Source organism: Brachybacterium sp. GCM10030268 (assembly GCF_042666305.1).
In the GTDB taxonomy this organism is placed as follows: Bacteria; Actinomycetota; Actinomycetes; order Actinomycetales; family Dermabacteraceae; genus Brachybacterium.
The window spans coordinates 44,890-65,768 of the sequence record NZ_JBHTCW010000008.1 but is presented as its reverse complement, the minus strand read 5'-3'; the positions used below and the strand labels follow the sequence as shown (position 1 = coordinate 65,768).

Here is a 20,879-nt window from a genome sequence, read left to right as displayed (position 1 = left end):
AACGGGGGGCCGAGGGAGGGGTCCGGGAGGCGCTGCAGGTGCGGGGATTCCTGCGACCGCTGCGCGCTCCCGGGTTCCCGTCGCTCAGACCTCTTCGATGGAGCCGACGCCCTCGTGGGGCCGGCGGGACAGGTCGATGCCGAGCTCCTCGGCGGCCCGGAAGACCTCCTCGTCGCTCTCGCGCACCTCCTGGGCGGTGCCGTCGCTGGAGAGCACCTCCACGTTCAGGCACAGCGACTGCATTTCCTTCAGCAGCACGCGGAAGGACTCCGGGATACCCGGTTCCGGGATGTTCTCGCCCTTGACGATCGCCTCGTAGACCTTGACGCGGCCGGAGATGTCGTCGGACTTGATCGTCAGCAGCTCCTGCAGGGCGTACGCGGCGCCGTAGGCCTCGAGGGCCCACACCTCCATCTCACCGAAGCGCTGGCCGCCGAACTGGGCCTTACCGCCCAGCGGCTGCTGCGTGATCATCGAGTACGGGCCCGTCGACCGCGCGTGCAGCTTGTCGTCCACCAGGTGGTGGAGCTTCAGGATGTACATGTAGCCCACGGAGATCGGCTCCGGGAACGGCTCGCCGGAGCGACCGTCGAACAGCTGCGCCTTGCCGTCCTCCTTGACCATCCGCACACCGTCCCGGTTGGGGCTGTGATTGGCGATCAGGCCGGTGACCTCCTCGGCCGAGAGGCCGTCGAAGACCGGGACGGCCACAGGGGTGCCGGGCTCGCCGTGCAGAGCCGCCTCGGGAAGCTCGGCCGACGCCTCGTCCTCGGGGTCGAGGTCCCAGCCGGACTTCGCGATCCAGCCCAGGTGGGTCTCCATGACCTGGCCGATGTTCATGCGGCCGGGCACGCCCATGGGGTTGAGGATGATGTCGACCGGGGTGCCGTCCTCCAGGAACGGCATGTCCTCGACCGGCAGGATCTTCGCGATGACGCCCTTGTTGCCGTGGCGGCCGGCGAGCTTGTCGCCGCCGGTGATCTTGCGCTTCTGGGCCACGTAGACGCGGACCATCTCGTTGACACCGGTGGGGAGGATGTCGCCGTCCTCGTCATCGGTGAACACGCGCACACCGATGACCGTGCCGGACTCGCCGTGGGGAACGCGCAGCGAGGTGTCGCGCACCTCGCGGGCCTTCTCACCGAAGATGGCGCGCAGCAGGCGCTCCTCCGGGGTCAGCTCGGTCTCGCCCTTCGGGGTCACCTTGCCGACGAGGATGTCGCCCGGCTCCACCTCGGCGCCGATGCGGATGATGCCGCGCTCGTCGAGATCGGCCAGCACGTCGTCGCCGACGTTCGGGATGTCCCGGGTGATCTCCTCCTTGCCGAGCTTGGTGTCGCGGGCGTCGACCTCGTGCTCCTCGATGTGGATCGAGGTGAGCACGTCGTCCTGGACCAGCCGCGAGGACAGGATGATGCCGTCCTCGTAGTTGTGGCCCTCCCACGACATGAAGGCGACCAGCAGGTTCTTGCCCATCGAGAGCTCGCCCTGGTCGGTCGAGGGACCGTCGGCCAGGATCGAGCCGGCCTCGACGCGGTCACCCTCGTCGAACAGCACGCGCTGGTTGTAGGAGTTGCCGGCGTTGGAGCGCTGGAACTTCCCGATCGGGTAGGTCTGCCGGGTGCCGTCGTCGGCCATCACGACGACGAGGTCGGCCGAGAGCTCCTCGATGACACCGCCCTTCTCGGCGACGACCACGTCACCCGCGTCGACCGCTGCGCGACGCTCCATACCGGTGCCGACCAGCGGCATCTCGGCGCGGAGCAGCGGCACGGCCTGGCGCTGCATGTTCGCGCCCATGAGGGCGCGGTTGGCATCGTCGTGCTCGAGGAACGGGATCATCGCGGTGGCGACGGAGACCATCTGACGCGCGGAGACGTCCATGTAGTCGACGTCGGCCGCATCGACCAGGTCGGGGTCGCCGCCGGCCAGACGCACCAGCACCTGGTCCTCGACGAAGCGCCCGTCCTCGCCGATCTTGGCGTTGGCCTGGGCGATGATGTGCCGGTCCTCGTCGTCCGCCGTGAGGTAGACGATCTCGTCGGTGACCAGGCCGCCCTCGACCTTGCGGTACGGGGTCTCGATGAAGCCGAACGGGTTGATCCGCGCGAAGGTCGCCAGCGAGCCGATCAGGCCGATGTTCGGGCCCTCAGGGGTCTCGATCGGGCACATGCGGCCGTAGTGCGACGGGTGGACGTCGCGGACCTCCATGCCGGCGCGGTCACGGGAGAGGCCGCCCGGGCCGAGCGCCGAGAGGCGACGCTTGTGGGTCAGGCCCGACAGCGGGTTGTTCTGGTCCATGAACTGCGAGAGCTGGGAGGTTCCGAAGAACTCCTTGATCGCCGCGGTGACGGGCCGGATGTTGATCAGCGTGAGCGGGGTGATCGCCTCGACGTCCTGCGTGGTCATGCGCTCGCGGACGACGCGCTCCATGCGGGAGAGACCGGTGCGGATCTGGTTCTGGATCAGTTCGCCCACCGCACGGATGCGACGGTTGCCGAAGTGGTCGATGTCGTCGGTCTCGACGCGCACGGCCTTCCCGGCGGAGCTGGTGTACTCCCCGACGCCGTCGTGCAGGGCGACGATGTACTTGATCGTGGCGACGATGTCCTCGAGGCGGAGGGTGGACTCCGACAGGCTGCCCTCGAGACCGAGCTTCTTGCCGATCTTGTAGCGACCGACCTTCGCGAGGTCGTAGCGCTTGGCGTTGAAGTAGAGGTTGTTGAGCATGGCCTCGCCCGCATCGCGCGTGGGCGGCTCGCCCGGGCGCTGCTTGCGGTAGATGTCCATGAGCGCCTCGTCCTGCGAGGAGATGCGGTCCTTCTCCAGCGTCGAGCGCATCGACTCGAACTCGCCGAACTCCTCGAGGATGTCGCTGTGGGACATGCCCAGTGCCTGCAGCAGGGTCGTCACCGACTGCTTGCGCTTGCGGTCGATGCGCACGCCGACCTGGTCGCGCTTGTCGACCTCGAAATCGAGCCAGGCGCCGCGCGAGGGGATGACCTTCGCGCTGAAGACGTGCTTGTCGCTGGTCTTGTCGACGTTCTCCTCGAAGTACACACCCGGGGAGCGGACCAGCTGCGAGACGACGACGCGCTCGGTGCCGTTGATGATGAAGGTGCCCTTGTCGGTCATGAGCGGGAACTCGCCCATGAAGACCGTCTGGGTCTTGATCTCACCGGTCTCGTTGTTCATGAACTCCGCGATGACGTACAGCGGAGCGGCGTAGGTGAGGTCCTTCTCCTTGCACTCCTCGACCGTGTACTTCGGGTCGTCGAAGGTGTGGTCCCGGAAGGAGAGGGACATGTTGCCCGCGAAGTCCTCGATAGGAGAGATCTCCTCGAGGATGTCCGCGAGCCCGGAGCTCTGCGGGACGTCCTCGCGACCGGCGGCAGCGGCCTCGGCGGCACGCTCCTGCCAGCGCTCGTTGCCCAGCAGCCAGTCGAACGAGGTGGTCTGCAGACTCAGCAGATCCGGAACGTCGATGGGGTCGCCGAGCTTCGCGAAGGTGACGCGAGGGGAGGCGGTGCGAAGTGCGATGTCGGTGGTGCGATCGGTGCTCGAGGCAGCCAAGGGGGGTCCTTCCACAGGCCGATGACGGAATCCCAGGCGCGGCGAACACCCGTCAGGGCAGTGGAGCAGGCAGAGCAGCCAACAATGACGTCGAAGACGAGCAGAGCAGCAGAACCTACGGGCGACGCGCAGCGCAAGGACTGAGCATACACAAAATCGCGGATGGACACAAGGCCCGCGACGTGGCCGGTCCATCCGCGTCGGCCGCTATATGCCTGGCGCGGAAATTTTCGTCCGGTGCCTCCTGCCCGTCTGGCTCGACCGGCCTCCGCGAGCTCGGCTCAGCGGGGCGCATGCGGCAGGAACAGCTCCGTACGGCAGACAGAATGGACGCAAATCCCGCCGGAGTCAAGCAGGCCGCGCGCGATGCGGGGGTCTCGTGTCGCGCGGTCGCGCCACGCGGGCGCACGGTCGCACTCCGCGGCCGCGCCGACGCAGCGCGTGAGCGCGTGGACCGCAGGCACGACGAAGGGCCGCCCCGCGGAAGCGGGACGGCCCTTCGGGCAGCAGAGCGAGTCTGCAGGCGGTGAGACCGCCCTCAAGCCAGGCGCTCGCCAGGGCGAGCGCCGGTGATCACTTGAGGCTGATGGTCGCGCCGGCCTCCTCGAGCTTCTCCTTGGCGGCCTCGGCGTCGTCCTTCTTGACGCCCTCGAGGATGGGCTTGGGGGCCTCGTCGACGAGCGCCTTGGCCTCCTTCAGACCGAGGGAGGTCAGGGCGCGCACCTCCTTGATGACGGCGATCTTGGCGGACCCGGCCGAATCGAGAATGACGTCGAACTCGTCCTTCTCCTCCTCGGCGGGTGCAGCCTCGCCGCCACCGCCGGCCGGGGCGGCAACGGCCGCGGGAGCGGCGGCGGTGACGTCGAAGACGTCCTCGAACTGCTTCACGAACTCGGAGAGCTCGATGAGGGACATTTCCTTGAAAGCCTCGATGAGCTCGTCGTTGCTGAGCTTCGCCATGGTGGCGTTCCTTCCTGTAAGCGGGACGTGGTCCCTGCGGTGTAAGGCGGCGCACTGCGCCAGGTCTTGCGGTCCGGTGCCCCGCTCAGGGGCTCCGGGTGCAGCCCTGAGGCTGCGGACTGCGGAAGCGTGGGGCCCGAGGGCCTCAGGCCTCCTGCTTGGCGCGCAGTGCGTCCACGGCGCGTGCCGTCTTGGACAGCGGCGCGGCGAACGTTGCGGCAGCCTTGGACAGCGACGCCTTCATGGCGCCGGCGGCCGAGGCCAGCATCGCTTCGCGGGACTCGAGGTCCGCGAGCTTCTGGACGTCCTCCTTCGAGAGCGCCTTGCCCTCGAAGAGACCGGACTTGATCACGAGCCTGTCGTGCGTCTTGGCGAAGTCACGCAGAGCCTTCGCAGGCTCCACCGGCTCACCCTTGATGAAGGCGATAGCGGTCGGACCGCTGAGCGTGCCATCGAGAGCGGTGATGCCGGCCTCGCGGGCGGCGATCTCCGTGAGCGTGTTCTTCACCACGGCGTACGTCGTCTCGGAACCCAGTGAGCGGCGGAGCTCCTGGAGCTCCCCCACGCTGAGCCCGCGATATTCGGTGATGACGGCGGCATCGGACTCGCGGAACAGATCCGCGATCTCCGAGACGGCGTCCACCTTGTCGGGATTCGCCATGGCCCTCCTTCCAGAGGTCTCTCGCCGACGGGTGAAGTCGTCCTCAGGCACGGAAAAGGCCTCGACACGCAGGTGTCGAGGCCTCATTCGCACGTGATGCCCGCGCCGCGAGGGCTCCGGCACATACCGGATGGGCACGACCGTGCGAGGTCGCTTCTACACCTGCGCAGGCCATCCCGTGCGGGATTTCTTCGGTCGCTCTCGGGGTCGAGGGCGACGACCGGCGGTCTTCGGTGCCTACAGACTACCGGGACGCGGCGCGAGCCACTACCCCGCGTGGAGCGAAGTGCCTCACAGCACCGCCCCACGAATGCAGTTCGGCACCTGGGACGCATGCTCGAGTGAGCATGAATCCCAGGTGCCGAACTATGGCGCGACGGGCCGGCCGTGCCGGACCGGACTGACTGATCTCCGACCGGCCACAAGCTCGCAGGAGCTCGATCAGGCCCGATCAGACTGCCGGATCAGGCCTCGTCGGTGTCCTCGAGGAGGTTGCGCGTGCGGTTCACGTCGACCGGGATGCCCGGGCCCATGGTGGTGGACACGGTGATCTTCGAGATGTAGCGGCCCTTCGAGGAGGACGGCTTCAGCCGGAGGATCTCATCGAGGGCGGCGACGTAGTTCTCGACCAGCTGCTGATCGGTGAAGGAGACCTTGCCGATCAGGTAGTGCAGGTTCGCTGCACGGTCGGTGCGGAACTCGATCTTGCCGCCCTTGATGTCGGACACGGCCTTGGCGGTGTCCATCGTGACCGTGCCGGTCTTGGGGTTCGGCATGAGGCCGCGGGGGCCGAGCACGCGGCCCAGTCGACCGACCTTGCCCATCAGGTTCGGCGTGGCGACGGCCGAGTCGAAGTCGGTCCAGCCGCCGGCGACCTTCTCGATGAGCTCGTCGTCGCCGACCTCGTCGGCCCCGGCCTCGAGGGCCGCGTCGGCCTGCGCACCGGTCGCGAAGACGATGACGCGGGAGGTCTTACCGGTGCCGTTGGGCAGGTTGACCGTGCCGCGGACCATCTGATCGGCCTTGCGCGGGTCGACGCCCAGACGCATGGCGACCTCGACGGACGCGTCGAACTTCGCCGGGGAGGTCTTCTGGGCCAGACGCAGGGCGTCCAGCGGCGAGTACTCGCGGCCCGCTTCGACCTTGGCCGCGCTGTCCTTGTAACCCTTGCTACGGAATACCATCTCGTCAGTCCTCCACCGTGATGCCCATGGAACGAGCGGTCCCGGCGACGATCTTCGCCGCGGTATCCATGTCGTTCGCGTTCAGATCAGGCATCTTGGTCTCCGCGATCTCGCGGACCTGAGCCTGGGTGATCGTGCCGACCTTGTCCGTATGCGGAGTGGCCGAGCCCTTCTGGAGGCCGGCGGCCTTCTTGATGAGCTCAGCGGCCGGCGGGGTCTTCGTGATGAAGGTGAACGAGCGATCCTCGTAGACCGTGATCTCGACCGGGATGATGTTGCCGCGCTGATCGGCGGTCGCATCGTTGTACGCCTTGACGAACTCCATCATGTTCACGCCGGCAGCGCCGAGCGCGGGACCCACGGGCGGCGCAGGTGTGGCCTGGCCGGCCTGGATCTGGAGCTTGATGACGCTCGCGATCTTCTTCTTGGGAGCCATTGCTCTTCTCTCTGTGTCGTGGTCCGGGCGGAGCTCATCATGCTCCTCCCACTGCGAGGACCTGGGCGCGCCGGGGGCGGCGTCAGGTCCGGTGCGACGCTACCTGCACGTCGCGTCGGCGTCGACCGGGATCAAGGGTGATCCTGGTCGTACTGCCGCGGCGCAGGCCGCGGCGCCGAACGGGTCCGATCAGATCTTGGTGACCTGATCGAAGCCGAGCTCGACCGGGGTCTCGCGCCCGAAGATGGACACGAGCACCTGGAGCTTCTGGGTCTCCGCGTGGATCTCGGAGATCGTCGCCGGCATGGTCTCGAACGGACCGTCCATGACGGTGACGGACTCGCCCACGTGGAAATCGGGCATCTTCTGCGCGGCGGCGGGCTTGCTCGGAGTGCCGCCCGAGGAGCGCTTCTTCTCCGGCAGGCCGACGGAGGGCTCCAGCAGCGAGTAGATCTCGTCGAAGCTCAGCGGCGTCGGGTCGGTCGCGTTGCCGACGAAGCCGGTCACGCCCGGGGTGTCGCGGACCACACGCCACGATTCGGTGGTCAGGTCCATGCGCACCAGCACGTACCCGGGCACCCGCACCCGGCGGACGATCTTCTTCTGGCCGTTCTTGACCTCGGTCGCGTCCTCCATCGGGACCTGGACCTCGAAGATGTAGTCCTCCATGTCCTGGGTCTCGGTACGCGTCGCGAGCTGGGACTTCACGCGGTTCTCGTGGCCGGAGTAGGAATGGACGACGTACCACTCGCCGGGAGCGGAGCGCAGATGACGCTTCAGCTCGACCAGCGGGTCCTCTTGCTCGGATTCCTCGGAGTCCTCGGATTCCTGGGGCGCTTCGGACTCCGCGGCCTCGTCACCGGTGGCCGGCTCGGCGTCGCCGTCGTCCGGGTCGGCGGCCGTCTCCGCGGCGTCCTCACCCTCCTCGGTGGGAGCCTGCTGATCCACAGAGGCATCCTCGGCGAGCTCGGCCTCGGAGCTCTGCGCCTCGGCGTCAGCCGCCTGGGGCGCTGCGTCGGTCTCGGGAGACGACGAGAACGACAGGGAGTCGTCGACGTCCTGGTAGGACTCTTCGGGGGATGAGGTCTGGTCGCTCATCAGCGGGGAACCTGCCTTCCTGACGGCTGTGGAATGGTCGGGCGCGGTGCGGCGTGCTGCTCGGCGCGGACCCGCTCAGACTCCCGCGTCGGGAGACGAGAACGCAGTCCGGGACAGCCAGCTGAATCCGGCATCGAGGCCGAAGATCAGCAGGATCATCACGATCACGAACACCAGGACCGTGATCGAGTACACGACCAGTTCCTTACGGGTCGGGACGACGACCTTCCTGAGCTCCGCGATGACCTGGCGGATGAACAGACCGATTGCCACGAACGGGTTGCTGGACCCGGAGCCCTGGGCGTCGCCGCTGGTGGGCGCCGACGGGGCGTTCTGGCTGGAATTCACGTCTGGACTGTCCGATCTCCTCGAGGTCATCCGTATCCGGCCGGGCGGACCCGACCGGGCCGGCAGGGCAGACAGGGCTCGAACCTGCAACCTGCGGTTTTGGAGACCGCTGCGCTACCAATTGCGCCACTGCCCTCCACGCGGGAAAAGTCCCCCGTGAGGTTGGTCCGTACCGCCTCGAAGAACGGGCACGAATCTGACCAGCGATCAGCATACAAGCCGGGGCGACCCTGTGCGAATCCGCCCGCGCCAGATCACATCGGCCCACGGCTCGGCACCGCTGCGCCCGGGCCGCAGAGCCGACTCGCGCAGCCCGCCATCGCCGGTGATCCACACTTCGGGCGACCTGGCACCGCGGGGAGAGCTCTGCCACGATAGGCGGGTGATCACCGACGACGTCCCCACCTCTGCCAGCACTCCTCAGCGCGCCCGCATCTCGCAGCGGGTCGGCGCGATCGCCCCGTCGGCCACCCTCGCGGTCGACGCCAAGGCCAAGGAGCTCAAGGCCGCCGGGCGCCCGGTCATCGGTTTCGGCGCCGGCGAGCCCGACTTCCCCACCCCCCGGCACATCGTCGACGCGGCCATCGAGGCGGCATCGGATCCGGTCAACCACCGCTACTCCCCCGCCGTCGGCCTGCCGGCGCTGCGGCAGGCCCTGGCCGAGAGCGTCTCCGCCTCCACCGGTCTGACCGTCGAGCCGGCCCAGACCCTCGTGACCAACGGCGGCAAGCAGGCCGTGTACCAGACCTTCGCAACGCTGCTGGACCCGGGCGACGAGGTGCTGCTGCCGGCCCCGTACTGGACGACCTACCCCGAGGCGATCCGCCTGGCCGGGGCCGCGGACGTGCCGGTCCTGGCGGGCGCGGACCAGGGCTACGTGCCCACGATCGCTCAGCTCGAGGCGGCCCGCACCGAGCGCACCCGCGCGATCGTCGTGTGCTCCCCGTCGAACCCGACCGGCGCGGTCATGACCCAGCAGCAGCTGCGCGAGCTGGGCACCTGGGCCCTGGAGCACGGGCTGTGGGTGATCACCGACGAGATCTACCAGCACCTCACCTACGAGGGCGTCGCCTTCACCTCGATCCTCGCGGCGGTCCCCGAACTCGCCGAGACCACCGTGATCCTCGGCGGAGTGGCGAAATCCTTCGCGATGACCGGCTGGCGCGTGGGCTGGATGGTCGGGCCGCGGGACGTCGTCGCCGCGGCCGGCAATCTGCAGTCCCACCTGACCTCCAACGTCAACAACATCGCCCAGCGCGCCGCGATCGCCGCACTGACCGGGCCGACGGAGCCCGTCGAACGCATGCGCGAGGCCTTCGACCGTCGCCGCCGCACCATCGTCGAGAAGCTGGCGGCCGTGCCGGGCTTCACCGTGCCCACCCCCACCGGGGCGTTCTACGCCTTCCCGGACGTCTCCGGCGTGCTCGGCCGCGAGATCCGTGGCAGGCAGGTCACCACGTCCACCGAGCTGGCGACCGTGATGCTGGAGGAGGCGGAGGTCGCCGCCGTTCCCGGCGAGGCCTTCGGGGCCCCCGGCCACCTGCGCTTCTCCTACGCACTGAACGACGACGACCTCGCCGAGGGCATCGACCGTCTGGCCGCGCTGCTGTCCGAGTGAGCCCCGCGGGCCCGGACGAGGGCACCCCGCGCGACCTCGCCGCTCTGCCGAAGGCGCATCTGCACCTGCACTTCACGGGGTCGATGCGCACCTCGACCCTGCGGGACCTCGCCGGCGAGCGCGGGATCCTGCTGCCTCGGTCACTGACCGATGAGGTGGCACTGCAGGTCGAGCCGACCCACCGCGGCTGGTTCCGCTTCCAGCGGCAGTACGACGCGGCCCGTGCCGTCGTCGACGGCGAGGACGCCATGCGCCGGATCATCCACGAGGCGGCGCAGGACGATGCCGCCGAGGGCTCGGGACGCCTGGAGCTGCAGGTCGATCCCACCAGCTACGCGCCGTTCGTCGGTGGGCTCACCGCGGCGATGGAGATCGTGCTGGACCAGGCGGAGCGGTCCGAAGCGGCGACCGGAGTGAGCATCGGGATCATCGTCGCCGCCTCCCGTACCCGGCACCCCATGGACGCCCGAACCCTCGCGCGCCTCGCCGCGCGTCACGCGGGCAGAGTGATCGGTTTCGGCCTCTCCAACGACGAGCGCCGCGGCACCACCGAGGAGTACGGGCCGGCGTTCCGCATCGCCCGCGGAGCCGGGCTGCTCTCGGTGCCCCACGGCGGGGAGCTGCTGGGACCGGACCACGTCCAGGAGGTGGTGGAGCACCTGGCTCCCGATCGTCTCGGCCACGGGGTGCGTGCGGCCGAGGACCCTCGCCTGCTCGAGCGCATCGTCGAGGCCGATATCGGCCTGGAGGTCTGCCCCGCCTCGAACGCGTCGCTCGGTGTCGTCGCCGAGCCCGGCGATGTGCCGCTGCGGCAGCTGGTCGACGCCGGAGCGCAGGTCGCCCTCGGGGCCGACGATCCCCTGCTGTTCGGCTCCCGCCTCCTGGACCAGTACGAGACCGCCCGGGCCGTCGGGCTCTCCGACCCCGAGCTCGCCGATCTCGCCGCCGCCTCCATCAGGCTCTCGGGCGCGGACGACGCGACCCGCACGCGGCTCCTGGCCGGCGTGCGCGACTGGCTGGAGGGCGTACGGCCGGAGGGTGACTGGCCGGGAGGCGACCCGCCCGACCGGGCCTGACCTCCACCCGACCGAGGCCTCGACCCAGTTGGGTTCCGATCCGTACCAGCTGAGTGGAACGTATCGGAACCCAACCCATCCGGCCGCCGGAATAGGCCCGGAGAAAGAACCGGGATGGGCCCGCGGGGAGCAATGGACCCGCAGGGAGACGGGCGCCGCCGGCCCCGGGGAGCTCAGCGGCCCTGGCCGGCCCCGGAGAGCTCAGCGGTCCTGGCCGGCGCCCTCGGACGGCAGGGCCAGGAAGAACTCCGGGGCGGTGAACCCGCGCTCGGCGAACGCTGCCGCGATCGCCTCGGCCACGCTCTGGGCCTCGTCGGCCTCGACCAGGGCGATCGTCGACCCTCCGAAACCGCCGCCGGTCATGCGGGCGCCGTGGGCACCGGCCGCACGCGCCGCGTCGACCGCGACATCGAGCTGGGCGACGGTGACCTCATAGTCCTCACGGAGGGAATCGTGGGAGGCATTCAGCAGCCGGCCCAGCTCGGCCACGTTCTCGCGCACGGTGCCGGAGGCGAGCAGTGCGTCGAAGTCCTTGACCCGCTGGATCTCGGTGATGGAGTGGCGGGCACGGCGACGGACCACCTCGTCCTCGATGCGCGGCAGCAGCTCTTCGAGCCGACCGGCATCGGCCTCACGCAGGGTCGCCACCCCCAGGGCCTCGGCGGCGCGCTCACTGTCCGCGCGGCGCGCGGTGTACTCGCCATCGACATGGGAGTGCTCCGCGCGGGTGTCGGTGATCAGCAGCGCGAGGCCCTGCTGGGCGAGGTCCCACGGCACGGCCCGGGTGGAGAAGTCACGGCAGTCCAGGAACAGGGCGTGGCCGGCATGGGAGAGCACCGCGGCGGACTGATCCAGCCCGCCCGTGGACGCCCCGGCGAAGGAGGTCTCGGCGGTGATGGCGGCCTTGACCCGATCCAGCGGACCGGTCCCCAGGCTCAGCAGCGCCTCGATGGCCTCCGCCGCAGCGCATTCGAGCGCGGCGGAACTGGACAGTCCCGCACCGAGCGGCACCTGGCCGTCGATCATCACATCCATGCCCTGGGTGGTGGCCCCGGAGATGTAGGGCCGCAGGGCCCACAGCACGCCGGCGACGTACGCCGGCCAGCCGTCGATCGCTCCCGGCTCGAGGTCGCGCGCGTCGATATCGAGCACCCGATCGTCCTGAGCGGAGCGCAGGCGCACCCGGTCGGTGGGCGTCCGGGCGGCCGCCGCGTAGCAGCGGTGCGAGATCGCCATCGGCAGGCACAGCCCGTCCTGGTAGTCGACATGCTCGCCGATGATGTTCACGCGTCCGGGCGCCGACCAGACCCCGTCGGGCTGGTATCCGAAGGACTCGAGGAACAGCGACTCCGCCCGCTCGGCGGCCTCGGTGCGATCGGGGGCGGCGGACAGCACGACCGCGGCGGATCCGTCGGCCGTGGAGTCCGCCGCTCGGGCGCCGACGGATCGGGCGCCCTCGGTCAGGGTCTCGGCGGTGCCGGCGTCTGCGGCAGAGGTCATCGTCTTCCTTCCGGAACTCTTGAGGGCCGGGGCACTGGCCATACCGCGCGGTAGGCCCCGGCACGGCGACCGAAAGTGTAACCCCCGGGGCGTCGGCGGCCCTCGTCAGCGCGTGAGGTTCACGCGCGTGAGCAGCGGCCGCGGCCGCTGTCAGGGCCTGAGCGCGAGGCAGGCCACCGACGGCGCGGGGATCGGGTCCCCGGCCACGGAGAGCTCGTCCCGCTCCAGGCGCAGCACGTCGATGCGGTCGCTCTCCTGGGCAGCGACCAGCACCAGGTCGCCGAGCCGGGTGAAGTGGCGCGGGTGCGCCCCGACTTCGATCTCCGAGACGAGCTGCGGCCGCATCTGGGCCAGCGACAGCGCGGAGACGGTGTCCGGCCCGCGATTGGCGACCAGCAGCACGGACTCGTCGGCCGACAGCTCCACGTGCGAGAGCGCGTTGTCACCCTCCCGGCCGCTGGCGGCGGTGCTCGAGCGCACGCTCCACTCGCGCGTCGCACCCTGCGGAGCCGACGCGCCGGGGCGTTCGGCCGGGACGTCCCGTCGCACCGCGGTCGCGATCATGCCGGAGCGCTCGCACGAGATGTGCAGCTGCTCGGACTCATGGTCGGGCGCGAGGTGGCGCGGGCCGCTGCCGCGCGGCAGGGGGATCTCGCCCGCCAGGTCGACCTCTCCGGTGGAGTCCTGGCGATAGAGGAACACCCGGTCCAGGCCGAGATCCGGAACGGCCAGGAGGTCGGTGCCGGGAAGCGCCACCACCTGGTGGGGGTGCGGCCGGCCGCCGTCGGCCAGGGAATGGTGGTCATCGCGGTCGACCGACTCGACGGGCAGGCCCTCGGCGTCCAGGCGCACGGTCTCGACGGTGCCGGAGCCGTAGCCGGCCACCAGCAGGGTCGACGGGGAGCGCCCGAAGGCCAGGTGGCAGCCACCGGCGGCCGCCAGCCGATGATCAGCGACGACGTCGGCGCTGCGGCCGTCCTGCCCTACGCGCACCGCCACCACGCGGGCCGGATCGGTCTCGAGCACCGCATACAGGAGCGTCCCGTCCGGGCTCCACAGCACGAAGGACGGATCCGGCAGCTCCACACTCGCCCCGCGTTCGACCGTCAGCGCCGGGGCACCGTCCGCTCCGCCGGGGACGCCGGTTCCCTCGGTCGTCAGCCGGAGCAGTTCGAGACCGGGGCCCCGGCCGGTGCCGCTCCGGGAGTAGCAGCCGACGGCGATCAGTGCGGGGATGCTCATGGGGTCTCCTCGGTGTCGGTGCGCCGCCCGTGGTTCTCCGGCGGATCCTCCGGGCCCCCGCTCTCCTCCGGGACCCCGGGATCTTCGAGGTCCTCGAACATCGCGGGAGACAGCGCTGTCATCTCGCCCGTCATCGTAGACGGTTCGACCACCTGCGCCCCGCGGCGCCTGCGGAAGCGTCGCGAACCGAGCGTCAGGCGACGACGGCGCAGGGTGGTGAACGGCGAGGAGATGCTCGGGGTGTAGGCGATGCCGCTGCGCCGGAAGTAGGGCAGCGCGCGGGAGGCCAGCATCTGCCCGAGCACGGCCCCCGAGGCGATCCCCACGGCGATCTCGGCGGCGGCGAACAGCTCGGCCGCTCCGGTGGACATGTCCCCGCTGAGCCCGAGCAGGCCCGCGTAGATTCGACTGCCGGGGACCAGAGGGATGACCCCGCCCATCACGAACAGCAGGCCCGGGGCCCGCAGTCGATCACCGAGGACGACCGAGGCGACACCGGAGACGAAGGCTGCGATGGCCACGGCGTACACGCCCTCCGGGGTGAGGCTCTTGACCAGGTGCGAGATGCTGGCCGAGCCTGCGGCGACCAGCGAGATCCAGGGCAGCATGCGCCACGGCACCTGGGTGCCCACCCCGTAGCCCAGACCCATCCCGATCCCGGAGATGACGACGACGAGGGTGGTGGTCAGAGAGAGCGGCAGGGCGGCGCTGACCGAGATGTCGGCTTCGATCATGTCGGCCAGCAGCATGCCGCCGCGCACCCCGGCCACGACGCCCACGGTCATCATCAGCGTCTCCAGGATGCGGCCGGCGGCGGTGACGTACCAGCCGGTGACGGCGTCCTGGACCGCGCCGATCGAGGAGAGTCCGGCCAGCTGGACGATGATGCAGGAGACCACCACGATCGAGGAGTTCACGGTGGGGTCGATCAGGTTCACGAGCACGGCGGCGCTGACCCCGAGGAAGCCCCCGAGCGCCTGCCCGTAGAACGGGGGGATGTGCAGCCGGGCAAGGTACTCCCCCGCCGCGATCAGCAGCCCGGCGGTGAAGGTCGCCGCGACGACCACGAGCACCCCGGCACCGAAGCTCAGCGCGGCCGATCCGCCCATCACCGCGAAGCCGGAGACCACCAGGGGCAGCTTGTACGCCGGGGCCTCGCGGGGAATCGCCTCGGCCCGGCGGCGGGCTTCCTCCAGCGGCAGCTCACCGGAGATGTAGTCGTGGGTGATGTCCTCGAACGCGGCCAGCCGTGCGAAGTCCTGGACCCGGGCGCCCGCCGAGCGGACCCGGGTGAACGGGGCCGAGGACTCGTCGGCGAGGTAGGAGATCGTGACCTCGTCGAAAGTGACCTGGACCGAGACGTTGCGGTAGCCGGAGGAGCTGGTGACCCGCAGCACGGTGGCCGTGACCTCCGAGGCCGCGGCCCCGTTCGTGAGCAGGCCCTCGCCGATCCTCATGGCGAGGTCGAATACGGCATGCAGACGTGCGGAATCGGTGGGCACAGCTCTGATCGTGCCACACTGGGCGCCGTGGAAAACACCATGCCCGACCCCCACGATCGTCATACTCCTCACGGTGCGCTGGAGGCCCTCCTGGAGGGCAACACGCGGTTCTCCGAAGGACGTTCGCAGCGCCCTCATCAGAGCGATGAGCACCGCCGCGCGCTCGCCCGCGGACAGCAGCCGTTCGCCGTGGTCCTCGCCTGCTCCGATTCCCGGGTGACCGTCGAGTTCCTCCTCGACCAGGGCTTCGGAGACCTCTTCGTGGTCCGCACCGCGGGGCACGTGCTGGACCGCTCGGTGCAGGCCTCCATCGAGTTCGCCGTCGAGCAGCTCGGCGTCTCCGCGGCGATGGTGCTGGGCCACGAGTCCTGCGGCGCGGTCGGTGCCGCCCAGCAGTACCTGGCCGACGGCCGCGAGCTGCCCGGGGCGATGCCCGCGCTGGTCGAGGGCGTGCGCGGCCACCTCGACCCTGACGGCTCCGCAGCCGACGGCGTGGACCATCACGTGATCGGCACGATCGAGGACCTGCTGGCCTCCTCCGACCTGGTGCGCAGCGCACACGAGGAGGGACGCCTGGCCGTCGCCGGCGCGGTCTACGGTCTGGTCGACGGCCGCATCCGCCTGCTGACGGCGCACCCGGAACGGGACTGACCCGCGTCAGAGCCCGTCGGAGCCGACGAGGCCGGCCCCGAGAGAGCCGAGGGGCTGACCCGCCGGGGAGCCGACCGGACTGGCCCCCGGAGAGCCGGCGGGACCGACCCGCGTCGGCGATGAGCCGACCCGGGTCAGAGATTCGGTGCGCTCGAGAGCACGCCGATCCCGATCGCCAGCAGGGCCAGCACGCTCACATCCAGCGCGCGCGAACGCACCGCCAGGGCGCCGACGGTGCGCACCGGCAGCACAGCGCGCAGCAGTGCAAGCACTCCCAGCAGCGCCGCGAGCAGGGCGCCCGCCCACGGGGTCGATACCGTCGTGCCCACGACCAGGATCCCGGCGAGCGCGCACAGGGCGAGCGTCAGTACCGCCTGCCGACGGAAAGCGGCACGCAGGGTGAACGGGGATCGGTCGGCACGCACGGCTCCATGCTACGGCCGACGCGCCGGCCGCGCGCCTGCCTGTCTGATCGGCCGGCGGCCCGGCGGGGCGACGGCCCGACTGCCCGACTGCCCGACTGCCCGACTGCCCGAGGGGCCGAGGGGCCGACTGCTCGACGACGTGACTGCCCGACTGCTCGACGACGTCGAGACGGCCTCGATACGCCCGCGGCAGTCGCCGCGGCTGGTTACCCTGGCCGGGGCCGGCACTGCCGTCGGCCGTCCGCCCGATCTGGAGGATTCCGCGATGACCGTCCCCGGTACCACGCAGCACGCCGGCACGCGGAGCGAGCACGACCTGCTCGGCGACCGCGATGTGCCGGCCGACGCCTATTACGGCATCCAGACCCTGCGGGCGCGGGAGAACTTCCACATCACCGGCGTTCCGCTGAGTCACTTCCCCCGTCTGATCGAGGCGCTGGCCCAGGTCAAGCGGGCCGCGGCCCGCGCGAACAACCAGCTCGGGGCGCTCGATGACGAGCGGGCCGCCGCCATCGAGCAGGCCTGCGCGGAGATCGTCGACGGTGCCCTGCACGAGCATTTCGTCGTGGACATGATCCAGGGCGGTGCGGGTACCAGCACCAACATGAACGCCAACGAGGTCATCGCCAACCGGGCGCTGGAGATCCTGGGCCGGCAGCGGGGCGAGTACGACCGGCTGCACCCCAACAATCACGTCAACCTCGGCCAGTCCACCAACGACGTGTACCCCACCGCGGTGCGTCTGGCGATGATGCTGTCCTTCCCCGCGCTGGCGGATGCGATGGACTCGCTGATCGGGACGCTGCGCTCCAAGGGCGAGGAATTCTCCTCGGTGCTGAAGGTGGGCCGCACCCAGATGCAGGACGCCGTGCCGATGACGGTCGGCCAGGAGTTCAACGGCTGGGCGACGACGATCGCCGAGGACGTCGAGCGCCTCACCCGCACCGCGACCCTCTTCCAGGAGATCAACCTCGGCGCGACCGCGATCGGGACCGGCATCACCTCCGATCCGGGCTACGCCCAGTTGGCCACGCAGGAGCTCGCTGAGCTCACCGGTGTGCCCTTCACCGTCTCCGCGGACCTGGTCGAGGCCACCAGCGACACCGGCGCCTTCGTGACGTTCTCGGGGGTCCTCAAGCGGATCGCGGTGAAGATCTCCAAGATCTGCAACGACCTGCGGCTGCTGTCCTCGGGGCCGCGGGCGGGCCTGGCGGAGATCATCCTGCCGGCCGTGCAGCCGGGCAGCTCGATCATGCCGGGCAAGGTGAATCCGGTGATTCCCGAGGTCGTCAACCAGGTCGCCTTCGAGGTGATCGGCAACGACCTCACGGTGACCTTCGCGGCCGAGGGCGGGCAGCTCCAGCTGAACGCGTTCGAGCCCGTGATCTGCTTCAACATCCTCGAGTCCACGCGCATCATGATCCGTGCCATGAACACCCTGGCCGATCGCTGCATCGCGGGGATCACCCTGAACGAGCACGTCCTGGACAGCTACCTGCGACGCTCGATCGGAGTGATCACGGCCCTGGTCCCGGTGATCGGCTACGCCGCCGCGACGGACGTGGCCGCCACCGCGCTGGAGACGGGACGCCCGGTCGCCGATCTCGTCCTGGAGCGCGGCCTGGTCGACGAGCGCCGCCTGCAGAGCCTGCTCTCCCCCGCCTCGATGACCGCCCCGGTGCGGGCCACCTCCACCGGCACGTTCCCCGCGCCGGAGAACGCGAAGCTGGATTCCGGGGAGATCACCCGCCTGCCCACGGAGTCCAGCGGCGACTGACCCCGGGCAGAGGCGGCGCTCAGCTCACTCGTCGGCCTCTTCCATCTTGCCGCGCATCACCAGCTTCGGATCCGGCTTCCCGACGACTTCGTGGTCCTTGTCCTCGTACTCGAACTGGGAGAGGAAGTAGCGCATCGCGTTCAGGCGCGCACGCTTCTTGTCGTTGGAGCGGATGATCGTCCACGGCGCGTACTTCTTGTCCGTCCGGCGGAACATCTCCTCCTTGGCCTGGGTGTAGGCCTCCCAGCGGTCCAGGGACTCGAGGTCCATCGGGGACAGCTTCCAGCGGCGCACCGGGTCCAGCTGGCGGATCGCGAAGCGGGTGCGCTGCTCCTTCTGCGAGACCGAGAACCAGAACTTGGTGAGGTGGATACCGGAGTCGACGAGCATGCGCTCGAAGTAGGGCACCTGGTTCATGAAGGTCTCGTACTGCTCCGGGGTGGCGAAGCCCATCACGCGCTCCACACCGGCGCGGTTGTACCAGGAGCGGTCGAACAGCACGATCTCGCCCTCGGTGGGCAGGTGCTGGACGTAGCGCTGGAAGTACCACTGGCCGCGCTCGCGGTCGCTGGGCTTGTTCAGCGCGACGACGCGGGCGGTGCGGGGGTTGAGGTGCTCGGTGAAGCGCTTGATGGTGCCGCCCTTGCCGGCCGCGTCCCGCCCCTCGAAGATGATGATGGCCTTCTGGTCGTTGTCCTCCAGCCAGTACTGGTACTTCAGCAGCTCCACCTGGAGGCGGTACTTCTCGAGCTCGTACTCGTCGCGGTCCATGCGCGTGTCGTACGGGTACCCCTCCTGCCAGGTGTAGACGGGGTTGCCCTGGGGGTCGATCAGGTCGGGGTCGGGGGTGTGCCCGTCCGCGACCGTGTACCCCTCCTCGCGCAGATGTTCGATGTACTCGCGCAGGCTCTGGTTGTCCGGGATCCTCACGGTCGCTCCTTCGGTCGCTGGTCTATGCACCCCACCCTAGGTCTCCATCGTGACCGAGCGGTGAACAAACCGGGACGACCCACCGGCGCGACGGGCGGATGTGCGCAGGCAAGAGCTGCCGAGGGCAGGGGCTCGGACGCGGTCGTGGGCCTCAGTGGGCGAAGTGGCGGGTCCCGGTGAGATAGAGCGTGGCGCCGGCGGCGCGGCAGGCCTCGATCACGTCCTCGTCGCGGATGGAGCCGCCGGGCTGGACGATCGCCTTCACCCCCGCGTCAAGCAGGATCTGGGCGCCGTCGGCGAAGGGGAAGAACGCGTCCGAGGCCGCCACGGCGCCGCGGGCGCGCTCCGGGGCGGCCTCGCCCTCGGCGTGCTCGCCGAGCGTGTTGGCACGGGTGACAGCCAGGCGGCAGGAGTCCAGGCGGTTGACCTGGCCCATCCCGATGCCGACGGCCGCGCCGTCAGCGGCCAGCAGGATGGCGTTGGACTTCACCGCGCGCACGGAGCGCCAGGCGAAGGCGAGGTCGGCGAGGGTGGCCTCGTCGGCGGCCTCCCCGGCGGCGAGGGTCCAGTTGCCGGGATCATCGCCCTCCGCGTCGAGGCGGTCGGCATCCTGGACCAGGGAGCCGCCCCAGATCTCATGGATCTCGACGGGCCGCTGGTAGGCGCCCTGGAGCCGGAGGATGCGGAGGTTCTTCTTGGTGCGCAGCAGGTCGAGCGCCTCGTCGTCGTAGGCCGGGGCCAGGATGACCTCGGTGAAGACGGGCTTGACCTGCTGGGCCATGGCGAGGGTGACCGGACGGTTGGTGGCGATGACGCCGCCGTAGGCGGAGACCGGGTCGGTGCCATGGGCACGCCGATGGGCGCCGGCGATGTCCTCGCCCTCGGCCGTGACGGCGATGCCGCAGGGGTTGTTGTGCTTGACCACGGCCACGCACGGGCGCTCATGGTCGAAGGCGGCGCGCACGGCGGCGTCCGCATCGACGTAGTTGTTGTAGCTCATCTCCTTGCCGCCGAGCTGCTCGGCGCCGGCGATACCGGGCTGGTCGTCGTCGATGACGGCGACGCGGGCGCGCTGGTGGGGGTTCTCGCCGTAGCGCAGGGTGCGGAAGCCGGAGGCGGCGGCCTCCTCGTCGGCCATGTCCAGCACGAAGGCGGCGGAGCCGCTGGGCCCGTCGGCCTCGTCCTCGCTCGCGCGGCCGGGGCCGGCGCCCTGGCCCTCGTCGGCATCCTCGGTGAGCCGGCTCAGCATCCAGTCGCTGATGGCCTCGTCGTACTCGGCAGTGCGGGTGAACGCGATGGTCGCCAGCTCCTGGCGCTCGGCCTGGGTGAACCCGCCCGCTGCGGCGGCGTCGGCGGCCCGGGAGTAGTCCTGGGGATCGACGACCACGGCGAGGGAGGCGAAGTTCTTGGCGGCCCCGCGCACCATGGACGGCCCGCCGATGTCGATCTTCTCGATGATCTCCTCGAAGCTGCCGCCGGCGGCGACGGTCTCGCTGAAGGGGTAGAGGTTCACCACGACCAGGTCGAAGGCCTCGATCTCGTGGGTGCTGAGCTGTTCGCGGTGCGAATCGAGCCGCTGGTCGGCGAGGATCCCGGCGTGGACGCGGGGATGGAGGGTCTTCACGCGTCCGTCGAGCATCTCCGGGAACCCGGTGACGGTCTCGACGTCGGTGACCGGGGTGCCGGCCTCGCGGATGGTGGCGGCGGTGGAGCCGGTGGAGACGATCTCGGCGCCGTTATCGGCCAGGGTGCGGGCGAGCTCGGTGATGCCCGTCTTGTCGAAGACGGAGATGAGGGCGCGGCGAATCGGGCGGCGTGCAGCGGTGTTCACGTGGCGTGCTCCTGTTCGGATCTGTTCCTTGCCGCGGGCACCCAGGCGGTCGATGCCCACAGACGTC

Annotated in this window: 17 protein-coding genes and 1 tRNA gene; 4 read left to right on the top strand and 14 right to left on the bottom strand. The window is 70.1% G+C overall.

Translation table 11 applies throughout. The annotated features are described in order from the left end of the window. Positions 1-84: 84 nt before the first annotated feature. The 8 genes from rpoB to ACFQRD_RS11990 all read right to left on the bottom strand — a co-directional run bounded on the left by rpoB (position 85) and on the right by ACFQRD_RS11990 (position 8,396). Complete coding sequence (rpoB, locus tag ACFQRD_RS12025; RefSeq protein WP_377804346.1) at positions 85-3,573, bottom strand: DNA-directed RNA polymerase subunit beta; 3,489 nt, start codon at positions 3,571-3,573, stop codon at positions 85-87. Between the two features lie 573 nt (positions 3,574-4,146). Continuing rightward, the gene (rplL, locus tag ACFQRD_RS12020; protein WP_377020007.1) at positions 4,147-4,533 is read right to left on the bottom strand and encodes a 50S ribosomal protein L7/L12; all 387 of its coding nucleotides are present in this window, start codon (positions 4,531-4,533) and stop codon (positions 4,147-4,149) included. Between the two features lie 145 nt (positions 4,534-4,678). Next, complete coding sequence (gene rplJ / locus ACFQRD_RS12015) at positions 4,679-5,194, bottom strand: 50S ribosomal protein L10 (protein ID WP_377020008.1); 516 nt, start codon at positions 5,192-5,194, stop codon at positions 4,679-4,681. 464 nt (positions 5,195-5,658) lie between these two features. Further along, entirely contained in the window at positions 5,659-6,378 is a 720-nt protein-coding gene (gene rplA, locus ACFQRD_RS12010) for a 50S ribosomal protein L1 (RefSeq protein WP_377020009.1), read from the bottom strand. A 4-nt stretch (positions 6,379-6,382) separates the two neighbouring features. After that, entirely contained in the window at positions 6,383-6,814 is a 432-nt protein-coding gene (gene rplK / locus ACFQRD_RS12005) for a 50S ribosomal protein L11 (RefSeq protein WP_377020010.1), read from the bottom strand. Between the two features lie 189 nt (positions 6,815-7,003). Beyond that, on the bottom strand, positions 7,004-7,912 hold the full coding sequence (gene nusG, locus ACFQRD_RS12000; protein ID WP_377020011.1) for a transcription termination/antitermination protein NusG: 909 nt from the start codon (positions 7,910-7,912) through the stop codon (positions 7,004-7,006). Between the two features lie 75 nt (positions 7,913-7,987). Then, the gene (gene secE / locus ACFQRD_RS11995) at positions 7,988-8,260 is read right to left on the bottom strand and encodes a preprotein translocase subunit SecE (RefSeq protein ID WP_377020012.1); all 273 of its coding nucleotides are present in this window, start codon (positions 8,258-8,260) and stop codon (positions 7,988-7,990) included. Positions 8,261-8,323: 63 nt separating this feature from the next. Next, positions 8,324-8,396 (bottom strand) — tRNA-Trp (locus tag ACFQRD_RS11990). Between the two features lie 246 nt (positions 8,397-8,642). On the opposite strand from ACFQRD_RS11990, the gene ACFQRD_RS11985 reads away from it, so the two are divergent. Together ACFQRD_RS11985 and ACFQRD_RS11980 are read left to right on the top strand one after the other, a co-directional pair. After that, positions 8,643-9,878: a pyridoxal phosphate-dependent aminotransferase gene (locus ACFQRD_RS11985; RefSeq protein ID WP_377020013.1), complete on the top strand. Its 1,236-nt coding sequence runs from the start codon at positions 8,643-8,645 to the stop codon at positions 9,876-9,878. Next, positions 9,875-10,954, top strand: a complete 1,080-nt coding sequence (locus tag ACFQRD_RS11980; RefSeq protein ID WP_377020014.1) for an adenosine deaminase — start codon at positions 9,875-9,877, stop codon at positions 10,952-10,954. The genes ACFQRD_RS11985 and ACFQRD_RS11980 overlap by 4 nt, the downstream gene beginning before the upstream one ends. A gap of 201 nt (positions 10,955-11,155) precedes the next feature. On the opposite strand, the gene galK is transcribed toward ACFQRD_RS11980, so the two are convergent. The 3 genes from galK to ACFQRD_RS11965 form a co-directional block, all read right to left on the bottom strand. After that, positions 11,156-12,454: a galactokinase gene (galK, locus tag ACFQRD_RS11975; protein ID WP_377020015.1), complete on the bottom strand. Its 1,299-nt coding sequence runs from the start codon at positions 12,452-12,454 to the stop codon at positions 11,156-11,158. Positions 12,455-12,604: 150 nt separating this feature from the next. Continuing rightward, complete coding sequence (locus ACFQRD_RS11970; RefSeq protein WP_377020016.1) at positions 12,605-13,696, bottom strand: lactonase family protein; 1,092 nt, start codon at positions 13,694-13,696, stop codon at positions 12,605-12,607. Continuing rightward, on the bottom strand, positions 13,693-15,198 hold the full coding sequence (locus ACFQRD_RS11965) for a threonine/serine exporter ThrE family protein (protein WP_377018135.1): 1,506 nt from the start codon (positions 15,196-15,198) through the stop codon (positions 13,693-13,695). The genes ACFQRD_RS11970 and ACFQRD_RS11965 overlap by 4 nt, the downstream gene beginning before the upstream one ends. Before the next feature lie 39 nt (positions 15,199-15,237). Here ACFQRD_RS11965 and ACFQRD_RS11960 point away from each other — a divergent pair, with 39 nt between their 5' ends. Next, positions 15,238-15,849 carry a carbonic anhydrase gene (locus ACFQRD_RS11960; RefSeq protein ID WP_377018136.1) on the top strand — a complete coding sequence of 204 codons (612 nt, stop codon included), beginning with the start codon at positions 15,238-15,240 and terminating at the stop codon, positions 15,847-15,849. A 134-nt stretch (positions 15,850-15,983) separates the two neighbouring features. On the opposite strand, the gene ACFQRD_RS11955 is transcribed toward ACFQRD_RS11960, so the two are convergent. Beyond that, the gene (locus ACFQRD_RS11955; RefSeq protein WP_377018137.1) at positions 15,984-16,274 is read right to left on the bottom strand and encodes a DUF3017 domain-containing protein; all 291 of its coding nucleotides are present in this window, start codon (positions 16,272-16,274) and stop codon (positions 15,984-15,986) included. Between the two features lie 265 nt (positions 16,275-16,539). Between ACFQRD_RS11955 and ACFQRD_RS11950 the strand changes: the two genes are divergently transcribed. Continuing rightward, a complete protein-coding gene (locus ACFQRD_RS11950; RefSeq protein ID WP_377018138.1) occupies positions 16,540-18,051 on the top strand; it encodes an aspartate ammonia-lyase in 1,512 nt (503 codons plus the stop codon). Positions 18,052-18,075: 24 nt separating this feature from the next. Here ACFQRD_RS11950 and ppk2 read toward each other — a convergent pair whose 3' ends face one another. Then, the gene (gene ppk2, locus ACFQRD_RS11945; RefSeq protein ID WP_377018139.1) at positions 18,076-18,981 is read right to left on the bottom strand and encodes a polyphosphate kinase 2; all 906 of its coding nucleotides are present in this window, start codon (positions 18,979-18,981) and stop codon (positions 18,076-18,078) included. 151 nt (positions 18,982-19,132) lie between these two features. Beyond that, the gene (purH, locus tag ACFQRD_RS11940) at positions 19,133-20,812 is read right to left on the bottom strand and encodes a bifunctional phosphoribosylaminoimidazolecarboxamide formyltransferase/IMP cyclohydrolase (protein WP_377018140.1); all 1,680 of its coding nucleotides are present in this window, start codon (positions 20,810-20,812) and stop codon (positions 19,133-19,135) included. Between the last annotated feature and the right edge of the window lie 67 nt (positions 20,813-20,879).

Coding starts and splice junctions, on each gene's coding strand:
- ACFQRD_RS11960 (WP_377018136.1), top strand. CDS start 15,238: ATGCCCGACCCCCACGATCGTCATACTCCTCACGGTGCGCTGGAGGCC.
- galK (WP_377020015.1), bottom strand. CDS start 12,454: ATGACCTCTGCCGCAGACGCCGGCACCGCCGAGACCCTGACCGAGGGC.
- rplL (WP_377020007.1), bottom strand. CDS start 4,533: ATGGCGAAGCTCAGCAACGACGAGCTCATCGAGGCTTTCAAGGAAATG.
- nusG (WP_377020011.1), bottom strand. CDS start 7,912: ATGAGCGACCAGACCTCATCCCCCGAAGAGTCCTACCAGGACGTCGAC.
- ACFQRD_RS11970 (WP_377020016.1), bottom strand. CDS start 13,696: ATGAGCATCCCCGCACTGATCGCCGTCGGCTGCTACTCCCGGAGCGGC.
- ACFQRD_RS11950 (WP_377018138.1), top strand. CDS start 16,540: ATGACCGTCCCCGGTACCACGCAGCACGCCGGCACGCGGAGCGAGCAC.
- rplJ (WP_377020008.1), bottom strand. CDS start 5,194: ATGGCGAATCCCGACAAGGTGGACGCCGTCTCGGAGATCGCGGATCTG.
- rplK (WP_377020010.1), bottom strand. CDS start 6,814: ATGGCTCCCAAGAAGAAGATCGCGAGCGTCATCAAGCTCCAGATCCAG.
- rplA (WP_377020009.1), bottom strand. CDS start 6,378: ATGGTATTCCGTAGCAAGGGTTACAAGGACAGCGCGGCCAAGGTCGAA.